9 protein-coding genes are annotated in these 16,205 nt (G+C 52.8%); 5 read left to right on the top strand and 4 right to left on the bottom strand.

Translation table 11 applies throughout. From position 1 onward, the window contains the following. Positions 1 to 50 precede the first annotated feature (50 nt). The 3 genes from CA13_RS16580 to CA13_RS16570 all read left to right on the top strand — a co-directional run bounded on the left by CA13_RS16580 (position 51) and on the right by CA13_RS16570 (position 3,377). Positions 51 to 1,637, top strand: a complete 1,587-nt coding sequence (locus tag CA13_RS16580; RefSeq protein ID WP_146398445.1) for an MBL fold metallo-hydrolase — start codon at positions 51 to 53, stop codon at positions 1,635 to 1,637. A 101-nt stretch (positions 1,638 to 1,738) separates the two neighbouring features. Then, positions 1,739 to 2,773 (top strand): proline racemase family protein, encoded by a 1,035-nt coding sequence (locus tag CA13_RS16575; protein WP_146398443.1) that lies wholly within the window; start codon positions 1,739 to 1,741, stop codon positions 2,771 to 2,773. Between the two features lie 115 nt (positions 2,774 to 2,888). Beyond that, on the top strand, positions 2,889 to 3,377 hold the full coding sequence (locus tag CA13_RS16570) for a hypothetical protein (RefSeq protein ID WP_146398441.1): 489 nt from the start codon (positions 2,889 to 2,891) through the stop codon (positions 3,375 to 3,377). Positions 3,378 to 3,407: 30 nt separating this feature from the next. Here the strand turns inward: CA13_RS16570 and CA13_RS16565 are convergent, their stop codons facing one another. Genes CA13_RS16565 through CA13_RS16555 form a run of 3 tightly spaced genes read right to left on the bottom strand, consistent with a single transcriptional unit; the run spans position 3,408 to position 7,595 of the window. Beyond that, entirely contained in the window at positions 3,408 to 4,742 is a 1,335-nt protein-coding gene (locus tag CA13_RS16565) for a DUF1501 domain-containing protein (protein WP_146398439.1), read from the bottom strand. 1 nt (position 4,743) lies between these two features. Next, entirely contained in the window at positions 4,744 to 6,402 is a 1,659-nt protein-coding gene (locus tag CA13_RS16560; protein ID WP_146398437.1) for a DUF1553 domain-containing protein, read from the bottom strand. 38 nt (positions 6,403 to 6,440) lie between these two features. Further along, the gene (locus tag CA13_RS16555; RefSeq protein WP_146398435.1) at positions 6,441 to 7,595 is read right to left on the bottom strand and encodes a tetratricopeptide repeat protein; all 1,155 of its coding nucleotides are present in this window, start codon (positions 7,593 to 7,595) and stop codon (positions 6,441 to 6,443) included. A gap of 91 nt (positions 7,596 to 7,686) precedes the next feature. Here CA13_RS16555 and CA13_RS16550 point away from each other — a divergent pair, with 91 nt between their 5' ends. Further along, the gene (locus CA13_RS16550) at positions 7,687 to 8,445 is read left to right on the top strand and encodes a DUF1638 domain-containing protein (RefSeq protein ID WP_419194456.1); all 759 of its coding nucleotides are present in this window, start codon (positions 7,687 to 7,689) and stop codon (positions 8,443 to 8,445) included. Here the strand turns inward: CA13_RS16550 and CA13_RS16545 are convergent. Continuing rightward, entirely contained in the window at positions 8,442 to 9,479 is a 1,038-nt protein-coding gene (locus CA13_RS16545) for a DUF4261 domain-containing protein (protein ID WP_146398431.1), read from the bottom strand. The two genes, CA13_RS16550 and CA13_RS16545, sit on opposite strands and share 4 nt — an antisense overlap. A 233-nt stretch (positions 9,480 to 9,712) precedes the next feature. Between CA13_RS16545 and uvrA the strand changes: the two genes are divergently transcribed. Beyond that, positions 9,713 to 16,129: an excinuclease ABC subunit UvrA gene (gene uvrA / locus CA13_RS16540; protein WP_146398429.1), complete on the top strand. Its 6,417-nt coding sequence runs from the start codon at positions 9,713 to 9,715 to the stop codon at positions 16,127 to 16,129. Positions 16,130 to 16,205: the final 76 nt, after the last annotated feature.

Below are 16,205 nucleotides of genomic sequence, written 5' to 3'. Positions count from 1 at the left end.
TTAGCACACACTTTGGATCTTCCCTTTTTCAATAGAGCAATTCTGCGATCATGGCGACTCTTACTTTTTGTGGTGCGGCAGGCACGGTGACTGGATCTTGCTCGCATATCCAAAGCGGCGACAAACGATTTTTGGTCGATTGTGGCTTATTCCAAGGAACCAAAACCACGCAAAGCTTGAACTACAAGCCCTTTCCATTCGATGCGACAAAGGTCGATTTCTTGGTGCTCACGCATGCCCATATCGACCACAGCGGGTTGCTACCGAAACTTGTCAAAGGGGGCTTCAAAGGAAAGATCTACGCAACCGAAGCGACGTGTGATTTGCTTGAGTTCATGCTGAGGGATTCGGCCTATATCCAAGAAACCAATGCCGAACGGCTCAACAAAAAACGTGAACAAAAGGGAGAGCCACTGATCGAGCCGATCTATACGAAAGCGGATGCGGAACAAGCACTGCGTCAGCTTGAACCAGTCGACTACGAACAATGGTTCACACCAGAAGACGGAATCCGATGTCGGCTGTGGAACGCAGGGCATTTGCTGGGGTCCGCTTCAGCAGAAGTACAACTTGATGATGCCGATTCGGGCAAAGTCATTCGAATGTTGTTTTCAGGCGACCTTGGCCCCGACGAAAAGGCGTTCCATCCGGAACCCGATGCGCCAACAGGTTTTGATTACGTGGTTTGCGAAAGCACTTATGGCGATCGAAATCGTGATGACTATACGCTGGAAACACGGCGTGAGATGCTGAAAGAAGAACTAACCACCGCACTCAAACGAGGTGGCAATGTCGTGATCCCTTCGTTCGCGGTGGAACGTAGCCAGGAATTGCTGCACGATATCGGCGTGCTGTTGACCAACGGAGAGATCCCGGAATGCAACGTGTACCTCGATTCGCCATTAGCAAGAAAAGTGACAGAGGTTTTCATCAAGCATTCTGCAACGCTTCACGACATCGAAACCGATGAGGAAAAGATCTTTCGCCATCGACGTTTCCACCTTGTTGAAAGTGTCAACGAAAGCAAGGCAATCAATCATGTCTCGCAAGGAGCCATCATCATTTCTGCTAGCGGAATGTGTACCGCCGGCCGAATCAAACATCACTTGAAGAACAACATTTGGCGTCGCAATTCCACGATCCTGTTCGTTGGCTACCAGGCACCCGGGACGCTTGGGCAGATCATCACCAGCGGTGCCAAACGGGTTCGAATTTATGGTAAAGAATACAAGGTCGAAGCGGCAATCCGACGGCTGGGCAATTATTCGGCACACGCCGACCAACAGGAATTAATCGACTGGGTGGTCGAGCGTGGGCCGGTCCAAACCGCGTTGTTCTTGAATCACGGCGAGGATGAGCCTCGCGAAGTCATGCGTGGACTCCTAGACGAACACGGAATCGACGCAGCGAAAGTTTTCTTGCCCCAATTTGATGAGAGTTTTGAATTGGTGGCTGGAGAACAGCCGGTTTTGACTGCGGCTCCGGAACCACGACTCGACCTGTCACAAACCCATCACGATTGGCACAACGACTATGCTCAATTTATGATGGACCTCAGCGGCAAACTCGGAGAAATGGACGACGACCTGCGAAAGCAAACTTTGATGCGGCGACTGGCCGAAACATTGCGTCAATAACTCTGGGGCAAAGGACCATTTACACAGTTTGTTCAGCTCATTAAGCTTCGTTTTATCGGTATAAACGATTCGCCCGTGGTGTCTCAATTTTTTCGATTAACATGAAAGACAATCCTCAGCGTATTGAACGCATTTCTGTTTTTGATTCTCACACCGCTGGCGAACCAACACGATTGGTTGTCTCGGGCGGTCCTGATCTAGGAAAAGGATCGTTCGTGCAGCGCAGCCATCGGTTCGAAAACGAGTTTGACCACTATCGCAGCGCGATCGTCAACGAGCCTCGTGGAAACGATGTCCTCACCGGCGCACTTTTATGCAAGCCGTCCAATCCTGATTGCTGCGCCGCAGTGGTCTTCTTTAACAACGTCGAGTGTCTCGGTATGTCGGGTCACGGTGTAGTTGGTGTCGCGGTGACACTCGCCCACCTTGGCCGTATCGACCCGGGGCATCACTTGCTTGAGACCCCCACCGGCACGGTGAGATTTGAACTCGACGAAGATTTGCACCGTGTAACGTTCGAAAATATGCCAAGTTATCGATACCGAAACGGTATATCAGTGGACGTTCCCGGGCATGGCACGATCGTGGGCGATATCGCGTGGGGTGGCAATTGGTTCTTCTCGGCACGAAACGAGCCAGAACAAATTCGCCCTCAACATCTCGAAGAGTTGCTTTCGTTAACGCGTGCGATTCGTCAATCTCTCGAAGAGCAAAATATTACCGGTCATGGTGGCAAGATGATCGACCATGTGGAATTGTATTGCGAAACATCGCCTGTCGATGGACGCAACTTTGTGCTTTGCCCCGGCGGTCAATGGGACCGTTCACCATGCGGGACGGGCACCAGTGCGAGAGTAGCTTGCTTGGCGGCCGAAGGAAAGCTCGAGCCAGACCAAATGTGGCGTCAAGAAAGTATCATCGGAACCCATTTCGAAGCTCGCTATCGATTGCCGAAAGAATCTGAGTTGAAATCACTCCGAAGCGTGGGACTCCATAAGGATGAGTCACTTGCCGCCAACGTTGCCGCATCCAACGGGATCATTGTTCCGAGTATTACAGGAACAGCCTCGGTCACTTCCGAGAACCAATTGATCCTCGATCCTGATGATCCATTTTGTTACGGGATTCCCGTTTAGAAACGGCAATGACGTCACGCTGTAAAGGATCAGAAAATCTGCCGAATGGCGAAAAAATGTGGTAGGTTTGAAGGCACGCACTTTGCCCCCTTCCACCACAAAGCTAATCCCACCCATGTTTCGCCTCGGTTCCGTTACAAACCTCAAGACCGGCGCATCCCAACTTCGTCGTTGGCGTTGCGGACGGATCGTGATCAAGGGCGGGAAATTCGTCGAAGTCCAACATCGTTTGACAACCGGCAATGTCTCGGTCGCCCAAGTTTGGTGGCAAGCCAAGTACGGCCGGATGAATGACGACATCTGCTGGCTCGATTATCACCAACCGCTGGGAATGCCCGCGTTCTTGACACTCGATTACATCCGCAGTGGCTACCAAGCCGGATACAAGTCGGCCGTAGGTGCGGTGGAGGTTCTTTACGAGATCACGCGACTGCGTCGTGCGTCCGCGATCGTTGCCCATGTCAGCAATGCAACGATCAGCGATCGAATACTCGTGCGACAGGGCTGGCAGCGTCATCTTGAACATTGGTCAGGCCGCCATTGGATCCGTCGTTTCTATGACGGCTATCCCGAGTCGCGGCTTTGCCGATACACCGGCGTTTAAGAGATACCGGCGTTTAAGAGATACCGGCGTTTAACTCGACAACAACGCGTCGATCGGTTTCCCTTCGCTTCGAAAAATCGGACGACCAACATTTGTGTAGAGTTCTTCGTCGTAAGGAACTCCAAGTGCGGAAAGAATTGTCGCGTGCAAATCAGCGACCGCGACCACGTTTGTGATATCGTCAGTCGGTTTACTGCTATCCAAACGAGGATCGGGCGATGTTCCGCCGTAGACTGCCCCACCGCGAATCCCGCAACCGGCAAGCAATGTTGAGAATCCGTGCGGCCAATGATCCCGACCACCACCCGGATTGATCGAAGGGGTCCGTCCGAATTCGCCACCACATACTACCAACGTTGTCTCGAGCATGTCACGCTCCTTCAACCGCTCTAGCAACGACGCCAATGCAGGGTCAAGCTTCTCACATGCACTCGATTGCAACGAGTGATTATTAATGTGCGAATCCCAACCGCTCAATGTCACCTCGACGCAACGAGCCCCCGCATCGAGCAAGCGTGTTGCGGCTAAACAACCACGACCGAACGCATGGTCACCAAAACGACTCAGCACATCTTTTGGTTCACTTGAAACATCAAAAGCATCGAGCTGGTCGCTCGACATCATTTTCAAGGCAGCATCCGTTGCTGTCGTGTGAAGCGTCCGTTCTTTTTCCAAATTCGCCAATCGACCGCGCCGGAACTCGCTTTCAACGACGTCGTACAAGTCATCTAATCGGCGCTCGTAGCGATCCTCGTCGACGCGTCGGCGGATATCGGGAACTTTGCCCGCAGGGTCGCCGATTTTGAATGCGTCGAAGGCTGCACCGAGGTAGCCACCACGACCGGGTGAACCACCAGGAACGATCGAGATATGCCGAGGTATATCCGACAAACTAGGTGAACTGTGGCAAAGGGCAGCACCGATCGACGGATGAACGATCGTGGTGGCAGGACGGTATCCGGTCTTGATGTTATAAACCGCTCGTTGATGGTCGCCTTCCTTACTAGTGACGCTGCGAACTAACGAGGCCAAGTGCATTTGCTCGGCGACGCGAGGTAGCGTGTCTGCTATTTGGATGTTGCGAGCGGACGTAGGGATTGCCTTGACATCGCCACCGATCGCAGTCCCGGGATGGGGATCAAATGTTTCCAATTGACTCGGGCCGCCTTCGAGCCAAAGCAGAATCACGCTCAGCGGCCGCTTCGGATCGGTAACCCCTTTTTCGTCCGCCATCGCTAATGCGTGAGCGATTTGAGACATCATCAATCCGCTCGCCCCGGCACCAAGAAGCGTGCGGCGCGAAAAATGGGCCGCATAGTCGCAAAGTGACGGCGTAGCGGCCGAAGCTTTTCCAGATAGATTCATTTCAGTGGTTCCACGCTAATTCGGTGCTATTGAGAAGGACCCAAAAGATGTCTTCGATTGCTTGTCGACGAAATTCCGCATTGGAAATCCGTTCGCCAAAATGAACTCGTTCGCTTTCGCTGGGTCGACGATTTAAGACACTCAAGTAAGCCATCTCAATTGCCAAATCATCCGTGGGTGCGAACAAATCGATGTGGCTTGAAGCATTCATTATGGGATTATCGCTGATCGATTCCTTAAGCATGTTGCCGTTGAGCATGACCAAACGTTGGGTAATCGTAACGCTTTCGTTCGTGAATTCGTCTTCGCCAATATCGCCATACCGCTTCACGAAATCGTTCGTACTACCAAACTTTTGCAATTGGGTAACAAAAGAGGAATCACGGTCGATCGTCTTAATGCGTGAACTTTGAATCACACACGCAGCAACTTGCTCGGGCCGTAACCGCGTAAGCGGAAAAACGGCGTTCGCCTTTTCATGTTCGTCCGTGACCAAAAAAACCGCGCGGCTCGAGACACGAAACGCAGAAGATTTAACAATCAATCGAATCAAATGCCGAAGATCAAATTCGCTCGCGATAAACTCATCGGCCAACGCTTCAATCACCTCGGGTGCGGATTGATCGAGCGGCAAATTGTCAACGGATTCAGTGGCACTTCGCCCAAACAACAATGCCCACACGTGACTGACCGCTGCGCGAGCAGCTTGGCGATTCTCGGGATGAGTGATCCACGCGGCCAACCGACTTCGGCTGGATCCTTCGTCAGGCAAAAGTTCGGGTGAGTAGGGAACAGCCGGTTCAACATCGACATCCTCATCCGAATCGAGATACTGGTAACGATAATCGGCCTCTGATTCCTGGACTCCTTGAAAGCCATTTGTTTTCGCGGCACTGAAAAATGCCGCCAACTGATGAAAATCACTCTGTAATCCTTCGCGAGGTGATTCGATATCACCAAGGCTGACATTGCCCAAAAAATCGTCGTGGCATTGGAGGCAATCGATGCGAAGCCCCAAAAATGCACGTGAAGTCCGTGCTGCCAATCGAACCGGATCGGGCTGACCATCGTTACTGTCGAAGGTAACGGTCAAGAAATTCACTTCGGGTCGATCGGTCCATAAGCCTTCGGCGTTGACGAGACGACGAACAATCTCGTCATAGCGACGATCCGACGCGAATTGCTCGTACAACCAGATACGAAACCGACGTCGACGGTAAACAAGAAAGGGCCCTTCGTCGGCACCAACAAGAAACCGTGACCAGCGCTCGGACCAATAATGATGAAAACGCGAATCGAGAAGTAACGATTCGAGGTGCACCGATTCCCGTTGATCCTCAGGCAAAGATTCGAGAAAGCGAATCTCCTCAACCGACAATCCACTGCCGACCATCGCGAGCGACATGCGACGGCAAACAGTCAACCAATCGGCATACTCAGTTCGCTCAAGCCCCTGATTCTCCCACGTTTTGGCAAGAATGGTTTCGACATGATTTAAATCCTTCAGGGACGCGTCGCTTAGCTGTCCGGAACCTTGATTCTGCAACTCATTTTGAGGCTCTGACAATCCGGCTGCGAGATACCCAAAAGCAAAAAGGACCAGCAAAGTGAGCCAGCCCCAGCGAACGATCGCATTGACAATGGTTTTCATGCGGGGCATTGGATCGGCCTTTGAGAGAAGCTAAATGGACACGTCGTTCATTTTATTCGGTTGCCATGCCGTGATCTTGGCAAAAGACGGCGAAATTTGTTCCACCAACCTGTCATTTGTCCTCGCGCAGCCCGTTTTTGCTTAGCGCGAGTCAGATCGGCGAGCACACCGGGTTGTTCCCTTTTGCCTTGAATTACGTCGTCGATCATTTTAGCGACCGCCATGTTGACGCTGTCATTGGGCTGGAGAGATACCGCATAAGAGATCGTTTTTTTCGCTTTTTCCAATTGCCGGTCTAGCAGGTAGGCAACAGCAAGGTTCCCGAGCAATTCGACATCTTCCGGAGAGACTGCCACGGCTTTCTCACCCACTCGGCAAGCCTCGGCCGTTTTTGCCATCTCGAGACAGGTGCCGGCGAATTCTTTGAGCACCGTTGGATTCATTGGTGCTAGACTCGCCGCTTGACTCAAACAGTCGTAAGCTCGTTGGATCTCATCAATCGCATACCAAGCTTTTCCAAGAAACAGAAACGCGTTCCAGGCGTCGGGATGTTTTGCCGTCAATGTTTGCAATTGTCCGATCGCCTGACGAATCTCGTCATGCTTATCCGTTGGGGCAGCAGGCGTCCCTGGATGACGATTGTATTGCCAAACGACGGCGTAAGCCTTCTGGAAAATCTCCTCATCGGTCTCATGCAAACGAGTATGGTAGAGCAGTTTCCCAGTCTCTTTGTCGCGATAGACATCGACCTTTTCCTCACGCCGCACAAACTCCAAACGCTCCTGCACTTCCTCTGACGACAGATGCTGCAACTTCGATTCCTCGCCCGGTTTCCACCAATCGGGGGCAATGATCGTGCTCGAATCGTTACCGCGCATCGTTGCAATCACATGGCCTTCGTATTCAAACAGGACCAACCAATCACAATCTGGTTCCGTCGATTGGTTGTGCGTATTGACGACCACAAAGTCAGGAACAAATTCAAAAACTTCGGAATTCCGCTGAAGCCCACGCAACTCCAAACTCTCAGCGTACAGCTGCGCGTCGTGAGGCGACATAAAGCTTGCTTGCGAAACACGTTCATCGCCATAGCAGACTTGGTGGGGAGCGATCGAGATAAAATCAGATGCACCCCCAGATAAGCAACGGTCCAGTGCGTCGTTGCGGATCACAATCGCAGTACCTTGAATCAGCAATGGCATGTCACTTCCTCGATGTTGAAAAGGACTAGCGAGTGATTGTACAATAGCAGCCGACGCAAAAGTCTATCATCCCCCCAATCGAGTCCAAAACGTGAATCCGCCAAACGAGCGTCGAATAGTACTGAGCTGCAAGATTTTCGAGCGAGAAATTGAACAAGCACTTGAGCGGGCAAAGGGGAATATCGACGTTGAATACTTAACCCTCGGGTTGCATTGTGGCACCGCCGACGAGGCTCGTTTGGGGATTCAAGCAGCCGTTGATTCGGTCAGCAGCGAGGCTTACGACACCGTGCTAGTGGGCTACGGATTATGCAACTTTGGAATTCGCGGACTTGTCGCACGCGATTTGCCGTTAGTGATTCCCCGATCTCACGATTGCATTTCGTTTTTGTTCGGAAGTCGTGATCGCTATATCGCATTTTTCCAAGAGCAACCTGATTCGTATTTCTTGACTTCGGGATGGGTCGATGGGATGGCCGAAGGAATAGTGGGCCCCGACAAAACAGTCCTCGGCTCTCAACTTGGACTCAACGGGGAACTATCCGAATTGATCGAAAAATACGGCGAGGACAACGGACGCTATCTATACGATCAATTGAAACCACGCCAATACGCTCAACGAGTCTATGTCACCAGCGGCTGCGAGAATGAAGAGGAGCTAATCGAACGTGCTCGCGAAGAAGCCGAGCAACACAATTGTCCTCTGCAAGTCGTCCAAGGTGATACCGTGTTGCTTGAGCGATTTTTAAACGGCCCATGGGATGAAGAGAATTTTCTAATCACGCCACCAGGAAAACAAGTTGCCGTCGTCCATGACGATCGGATGATTGACTGGTCGGACCTTGATTAAAACTCGTCACCATCCTCATCGTCGTCGTCCAAGAATCCTTCGTCAAAGTCGCTCTCGTCCATTTCCTCCGGTGCATTGCCTCGCTCCATCAACTCCGCTGGCGGCTCGCTACCGTTTTGCGGAATCCATCGAATGGTCGACCGTGGTGGATCGGACAATGCTTCTTCGCATTCCATCGCCAACCAATTAATGTCGCCGGGACCGTCCGCAGTATCACCGTCTTCGACTTCTTCGTCCGAAGTGAGCATGTAGAGCGAAGCGTTTCGCAAGAACCGTTCGATGTCAGCCGGTTCAAATTGGTCGGCCCGGTAAATCGCTTCCAAGTCTGGCAAATCCAATTGGCCATTGCCAACCGTGTCCATCAGCGACCACTCTTCGTCGGCTTTGAAAATTCGCACGTTTGTCCACATGTCGAGCGCTGGCAATTCATGGTTCCAGGCATAGTTTAGCCCTTGCCGAAGTCCCGATTGGTCGCGTAGGACTTCGCCACCGGGGTTGAAGTAGCAGATTGCTTGTGGCAGTTCCAATAGTTCGGTGACCGCGCGAGTGATGAATAGCATCTCGTTCATCGCGTCGTATTCTTCCGGCACCAGCGGAATGTCTTCGTCTTCATCCTCTCCTTCGACTTCTTCCATCCCGAGCACGTAGCTGATCAACAACCGGATGTGGGCCGTATGGGTCTTGACCGCTTCGGGAGCTTCTTCCCATCCCCATGATTGCTCGCCCGCACGCTGTAGGCACCCTGGAAAGGCCAGCGGGCCAAATTGGCCAAGCGACCAAGCGACAAACCGTTCCGGTGACTCCTCAGGATCGCCCATATCGTCCGGCCAGGGGGTGCGGCAGGGGGTCACTAGCAGGTGGCCTCCGACGTCCTCGCGGTACTTCAGCACGATGGTTTCAGGGGCGTCATCGTCTTCGATCGATTCATGGTGCCCGGCAACTTCGAAAGCCGACAGCTTTGCCTCCAATGCTTCGATCGATACCGGTTCGCGCAGCAGGACGCACATCCCTTGAGTGAACAATCCTTTTGCCATGTCGAACTCTACCCCTGTCTCACTTGCGATTCGTAATCTACCGTTTTACCGCAGCTTGTCGCTGTTCACGAGGGGATTGGTTGATGCAGAATGCAAAAGGAGGTCCTTCTAATGATCACTTTTACGTCCGAATCGGCGAATCGAAGCCACTACCCCTTTCTCTACAGACAGGTTCTTCTTAGCGTGGAAGGTGAATCGGGGTATTTGCAGACTTGAAAGGTACAATATCGGGCATGGCGACGAAGGAAATCACAGTCAAAGGTGCTCGAGAGCATAACCTCCAAAACGTCGATTTAGCACTGCCCCGCGGCGAGCTGATCTGCTTTTCGGGCGTAAGCGGGAGTGGGAAGTCTTCGCTAGCATTCGACACGCTCTACGCGGAGGGCCAACGGCGGTATGTCGAAAGTTTGAGCAATTATGCCCGCCAATTCATGGGGCAAATGCCCAAACCCGATGTTGATTTTGTTGGCGGACTGAGTCCATCGATCTCGATCAGCCAAAAATCTTCCGGAAATAATCCGCGCAGTACCGTTGGTACGATCACTGAAATCTATGATTTTTTGCGAGTCCTTTTTGCTCGTGTCGGTACCGGCCATTGCCCAGCCTGCGGCTGTGAGATTACTGCCCAATCTCGTGACGCGATCACTACACGAATATTATTGCTCCCCACCGAAGCGACGTTATGGGTGATCGCTCCGCTGATCCGTGGGCAAAAAGGCGAATTTCGAGATTTATTCGAAGACCTAAGAAAACAAGGTTTTTCACGAGCTCGCGTCGATGGCGAAACGATTCATTTGAACGCCCCCCCCACCTTGGATCGTCAACACCGTCATCATGTCGAGGTCGTTGTCGACCGCATCGATCCTGATTCACGAGATCGTGGCCGAGTGGCTGAAGCGATTGAAATCGCCTTGAAACTTGGCGAATCAACGGCGATGGTGTCACTAACCGAAGCCAACGAAAACGCCACGGCAAAACCTGTCGAAGATCTACTGTACTCGTCTAAATACGCCTGTGGATCGTGTGGCCAAAGTTTCAAACCACCGTCACCCCAATTGTTCAGCTTCAATAGCCCGCAAGGCATGTGCGAAGCCTGTGACGGGCTCGGCCACCTCTACACGTTTGTCCCCGATTTGCTAATTCCGGATCCGACAAAATCGGTACGCAAAGGGGCGATCGATCTGCTGGGAAAATGGGGCGATATCGGCCGATATCGTCGTCACATTTTCAAAGGGGTCGCAGACGCAATCGACCGCGAAATGGATCTGCCAAAGGGCACCATGCTCGAAGGCAAATGGCAAGACCTATCGGACGAATGCAAACATATTTGGCTATGGGGGACCGACGATGCGTTGGAATTCACATGGCGAGGCGGTCGCAAAGCGAAGAAGTATTCCGGTTCGTTCGAAGGATTCATTCCGGAGCTGCTGACGCGATACAAAACCAATCGCAACAAGATGCAGCAGAAGCAATTCGAAAAGTACATGAGTACGATCGATTGCCTCGACTGTCACGGCAAGCGACTCAATCCGCAAGCCAGTGCAGTGACTTTGACGACCGGCAGCGATTCATTCACCCAAGAGCATGGCAACGCAAAGCTCACACTACCTGAACTATGTGAACTGCCGATTGACTCGCTTGTCGAGTTTTTCGGCGAAATCAAACTCGGCAACACTGACGCCAAAATCGCATCCGAAGCGCTCAAAGAAATTCGCACACGGCTCGGGTTTTTACTCGGTGTCGGCCTCGACTATCTGACGCTCGGTCGTACCGCACCAACGCTCTCCGGCGGTGAATCCCAACGAATCCGTCTGGCGGGACAAATCGGTAGCGGTTTGGTAGGCGTCCTCTACATTCTCGATGAACCATCGATCGGTTTGCACCCCCGTGACAACGATCGATTGATCGAAACGCTTGTCCGACTTCGCGACCGTGGCAACACCTTGATCGTTGTTGAGCATGACGAAGACACGATGCGAGCGGCCGACCAAGTGATCGACTTTGGCCCTGGACCAGGCGTCAAAGGTGGCGAAATCGTCGCCGCAGGCAATGTTGAAAAGATTGCTAAATCAGCCAGAAGTGTCACCGGTCAATTCTTGTCGGGAAAACGCAAAATCGAGCCCCCGGAAACGCTTCGTGTCATCGACTCAAAAACCAAACTCACGATCCGTGGCGCAACGTTTCACAATTTGAAAAACATTGACGTTTCGATTCCCCTTGGCACCGTCACTTGTGTCACGGGCGTTTCGGGCAGCGGCAAGAGCTCGCTGATAGGCGGAATCGTTGAACCTGCCCTTCGTTGTGCGCTCAACGGTGCGAGCTGCGAAATCGGGGATCACGCTTCCATCGAAGGACTTGAACATCTCGACAAAACGATCGCCATCGATCAATCACCAATTGGCCGCACTCCGCGTAGCAATCCCGCTACCTACGTAAAAGTCTTTGACGAGATTCGCAACCTTTACGCGAAGCTGCCCGAAGCAAAAACTCGCGGGTACACGGCAAGCCGGTTTAGTTTCAATGTCGACGGTGGACGCTGCGCCGCATGTGATGGCAATGGAGCGACGAAGTTGGAAATGGACTTCTTGGCCGACATCTGGGTTACATGCCCTGTGTGCCAAGGTCGCCGCTACAACCGCGAAACACTCTCGGTTCAATTCAAAGGCCAATCGATTGCCGATGTCCTCGAAATGGACATTTCCGAGGCACTAAAACTCTTCGAGAACATCCCGAAAGTTGCCGAAAAGCTGAAGACACTCGTCGATGTCGGGTTGGAATATTTGAAACTCGGCCAACCTTCGCCAACGCTCTCCGGTGGCGAAGCCCAGCGGATTAAATTGTCGCGTGAACTCAGCAAACGCGACACCGGGCGAACGCTTTACGTGCTCGACGAACCGACAACCGGATTGCATTTTGCCGACATCCAATTACTGCTCAATGTGATTCACGGATTGGCCGATCGCGGCAACACGATCGTCATTGTCGAACACAATACTGACGTGATTAAAACTGCCGACTGGGTTATCGACCTTGGCCCTGAAGGAGGCGAAGGAGGCGGTTTGGTTGTCGCCGAAGGTCGTCCGGCAAAGATTGCGAAAGTCACTAAGAGCTATACCGGTGTAGCCTTGGCGAAATCCCTTGGGATCAAACGCCGCAAGACCAAATCGCTTGTGGATCGCAAATCGCTTGGCACCGAAGTGCAAAACTCACACACGCACGTGACCGTGGAAGGAGCAACGGAGCACAACCTGAAATCGGTTGACGTTGAAATTCCTCGCGACGCGATGACAGTATTCTGTGGGCCGAGCGGCAGCGGAAAGAGTTCGTTGGCGATGGACACGATTTATGCCGAAGGCCAACGTCGCTACGTCGAATCGTTGTCCTCGTACGCTCGACAATTTATCGGTCAAGTCCAGAAGCCCAAGGTCGAACGAATCGAAGGACTGTCACCTGCGGTTGCATTGGAACAAAAAAACCTTGGTCATTCGCCACGAAGTACCGTCGGTACCGTGACCGAAATCTACGATTATTTGCGAATTTTGATGGCTCGGCTGGGCACGATGCATTGCCCCAATTGCCAAATCCCGGTCGGAACACAAACGCCCGACCAAATCGTCGACAAAGTCATGTCGCTCAAGAAGGGAACCCGCGCGTTACTACTCGCGCCGATCGAAGTCCAATCAGGTCCAGCATCCGAAGACACTTGGCAATCGCTCCGGAGTACCGGCTATCAACGTATCCGCATCAACGGCGTCACGGTCGCGCTTGACAATGCTCCCATGCTTGACGCACGTCAACGACATCAAGTCCAAGTGGTCGTTGACCGGATCGTGGTCCAGACATCTGACCGTTCACGTATCAGCGATAGTATCGAACAAGCGTTGTCGCTAGGTGTCGGTGTGCTGCAGGTCGCCTTGGCCGATGCGGATCGAGCTGAAACCGATTGGGATGTGACGACGCATAGCCAGCACTTGGTGTGTGGAGATTGCGGACGATCGTTCACGAATTTGTCGCCGCATCATTTTTCATTCAACTCGGCAATCGGTTGGTGTCCCCAATGCGAAGGGCTCGGAACGCAAACCGGTACAAATCCAGCCGCACTCATCGCCTCGCCATCGTCGACGCTTTCCGAAGGCGCATCACTGCTTTGGCCGTCGCTTGATCAGGCCGTTTCGCGTTGGATGCTTCGAGCAATATCGCGGCATGCCCGCATTCCTATCGACACGCCGTTTGTTGATTTGACCGTGACTCAGCGGCGGATGTTGTTCCACGGAACCGGGGACGCTTGGATCGAAGTTCGCGAAAGTGACCGCGAATCCAATCCGAAGAAAAAGACAAAAAACGACACAGTGCTTTTCCGTTACCAGTTCAAAGGTTTTTATCCTGCGCTGGCCGAAGCGGCTCGTTTGACCCCAGGACTGCGAGGCAAACTGGAACAGTTCGTCGACGAAATCGACTGCAGTGCTTGTGATGGATCACGACTGCATGAGGACGCCGCTGCGGTTCGTTTCCGCGATCGCACGATGGCCGACTTGGTTCACATGCCACTCGGTAAACTGGCCGATCACGTTGACTCATGGAAGCTCGATAAACGTGAACAAAAAATCGCGGGTGAATTGGTTCGTGAAATCACGTCACGAGTCCGGTTCTTGCTCGATGTCGGTCTCGATTACTTAACACTCCATCGTGGCGCGGCAACACTCTCGGGCGGCGAAGCCCAACGGATTCGATTGGCAGCACAATTGGGCAGCGGACTCTGTGGCGTCCTCTATGTGCTTGATGAGCCGACGATCGGTTTGCATCCGCGCGACAATCATCGGCTGATCGGCGCACTGCATCGGCTGCGCGATCTCGGCAACACACTGCTTGTCGTCGAACATGATCATGACGTCATCGCCAGCAGTGACTACTTGTGCGATTTTGGTCCGCGTGCAGGACGATACGGTGGACGTGTTGTCGCGCGAGGGGAACCGAAATCGGTTGAACCATTCGATCAATCAGTGACGGCAGCCTACATCCAAGGCAAAAAATCGCTCGCCATTCCATCGGCTCGGCGACCTGCGTTCAGCCCCAAAGGCGATCCTTACGTCAATCTTCTGTCAATCAAAGGTGCACGCGAAAACAACCTTCGGGGGATCGATTTCGATCTGCCGCTCGGTGTCTTGACCGCTATCACCGGTCCAAGCGGCAGTGGAAAGAGTTCGCTGATTGAAGGAGTAATCTATCCGGCGCTTGCTCGTCGACTTCATCGCGCCCGTGTTCGCCCGGGACGCTATGAGCGGATGGACGGCGTGCGGTTTATCGATAAAGTGATCCAAGTCGACCAATCTCCATTGGGCAATAGCCCGACTAGCAACCCGGCGACCTACACCGGAATGTTTGACTTGATTCGTCAATTGTTTGCCGAGATCCCCGAAGCGGCCGAACGACGATTTACGTCGCGCACCTTTAGTTTCAACGTGTCCGGAGGTCGATGTGAAACGTGCGAAGGCAGTGGGCAACTTAAGATCGAAATGCACTTCTTGCCCGACGTTTGGGTTCCATGCGAAGAATGCAATTCACGTCGCTACAACTCGGATGTGTTGGATGTGAAATTCCATGGCAAATCGATCGCCGACGTGCTAGAGATGCAATGTGGCGAAGCCCTCGAACTTTTTACCGATTATCCAAAGATCTCGCGCATTCTGCAAACGATATGTGATGTCGGACTCGACTATGTCACGCTCGGCCAACCCGCCCCGACACTATCGGGTGGCGAAGCGCAACGTGTGAAGTTAGCTGCCGAACTCGCTCGCCCAATGACCGGCAAGACGCTCTACATTCTTGACGAGCCCACCACCGGCTTGCATTTTGATGACATCGAAAAATTGTTGGTTGTGATGCAGCGGTTGGTCGAAATGGGCAACACGATGGTTGTGATTGAGCACAATATGGACGTGATTAAGAGTGCTGATTGGATCATCGACATGGGACCAGGCGCCGGAATCGACGGTGGACAGATCGTATTTGCGGGCACCCCAGAGCAAATGGCGGCATCGGCGTCCGAGGCAAACCACAGCGTCACCGCGCCCTACTTAGCCGAAGTGCTTGCCTTTGGAAAGGCGGTGAAACCGAAATCGAAAGTCACTGTCGATGGCAAAGCGACGGCCACGAAGAAAGTAACAAAAAAGGCAGCCAAGAAAGTGACGAAAAAGGGGGCGAAAGCGACCAAGAAAGTCGCCTCGGCAACCGATCCGTGGCAAGCACTTGGTCGTCGGTGGCATTCGTTACCCAAGGGATTCCCAGATGACACCCAGCCACAGTGGCCGATCGAATTGGCTGACAAAATGCTGAAGCTGCTCGAGCAAGTCGCTGGCGAAAATTCCCTCCGCTTCGACGCACCCGACCGAGTGGTCGTCCGGCCGAAGGGCCACCGAAAATTCTGGGCGCAAGTGGAAACCAAAACTCCCGAGTCGCTGCAGGTGACCTTGGCTGGCCCGCAAGAAGCGATCGACCTGGAACAACTCAGTTCGCTTGGCATGAAAAGCCCTGTCCGGCCCAACGGAAATTCGCGGACCGAGGTCACGCTACAACTGACCGAGCTAAAACACGTTCGTAGCAGAAAGCTAAAAACGTTTTTGAAAAACCACCTTGAGCGGACGATTGGATAGCGTGAATGGGTCGGTTTAGATTCATGTTGACACCGAACCTTTCCCCAACAGGCGGTTCTTTGCATAAAATGGCATC

Origin of the sequence: Novipirellula herctigrandis, assembly GCA_007859835.1 — a bacterium.
In the GTDB taxonomy this organism is placed as follows: Bacteria; Planctomycetota; Planctomycetia; order Pirellulales; family Pirellulaceae; genus Novipirellula_A; species Novipirellula_A herctigrandis.
The sequence above is the reverse complement of the archived record's forward strand: the minus strand, read 5'-3'. Positions and strand labels throughout refer to the sequence as shown.

Excerpts from the sequence above, each read along its gene's own strand:
- CA13_RS16580 (WP_146398445.1), top strand. The coding sequence starts at position 51 with ATGGCGACTCTTACTTTTTGTGGTGCGGCAGGCACGGTGACTGGATCT.
- CA13_RS16575 (WP_146398443.1), top strand. The coding sequence starts at position 1,739 with ATGAAAGACAATCCTCAGCGTATTGAACGCATTTCTGTTTTTGATTCT.
- CA13_RS16570 (WP_146398441.1), top strand. The coding sequence starts at position 2,889 with ATGTTTCGCCTCGGTTCCGTTACAAACCTCAAGACCGGCGCATCCCAA.
- CA13_RS16565 (WP_146398439.1), bottom strand. The coding sequence starts at position 4,742 with ATGAATCTATCTGGAAAAGCTTCGGCCGCTACGCCGTCACTTTGCGAC.
- CA13_RS16560 (WP_146398437.1), bottom strand. The coding sequence starts at position 6,402 with ATGCCCCGCATGAAAACCATTGTCAATGCGATCGTTCGCTGGGGCTGG.
- CA13_RS16555 (WP_146398435.1), bottom strand. The coding sequence starts at position 7,595 with ATGCCATTGCTGATTCAAGGTACTGCGATTGTGATCCGCAACGACGCA.
- CA13_RS16545 (WP_146398431.1), bottom strand. The coding sequence starts at position 9,479 with ATGGCAAAAGGATTGTTCACTCAAGGGATGTGCGTCCTGCTGCGCGAA.
- uvrA (WP_146398429.1), top strand. The coding sequence starts at position 9,713 with ATGGCGACGAAGGAAATCACAGTCAAAGGTGCTCGAGAGCATAACCTC.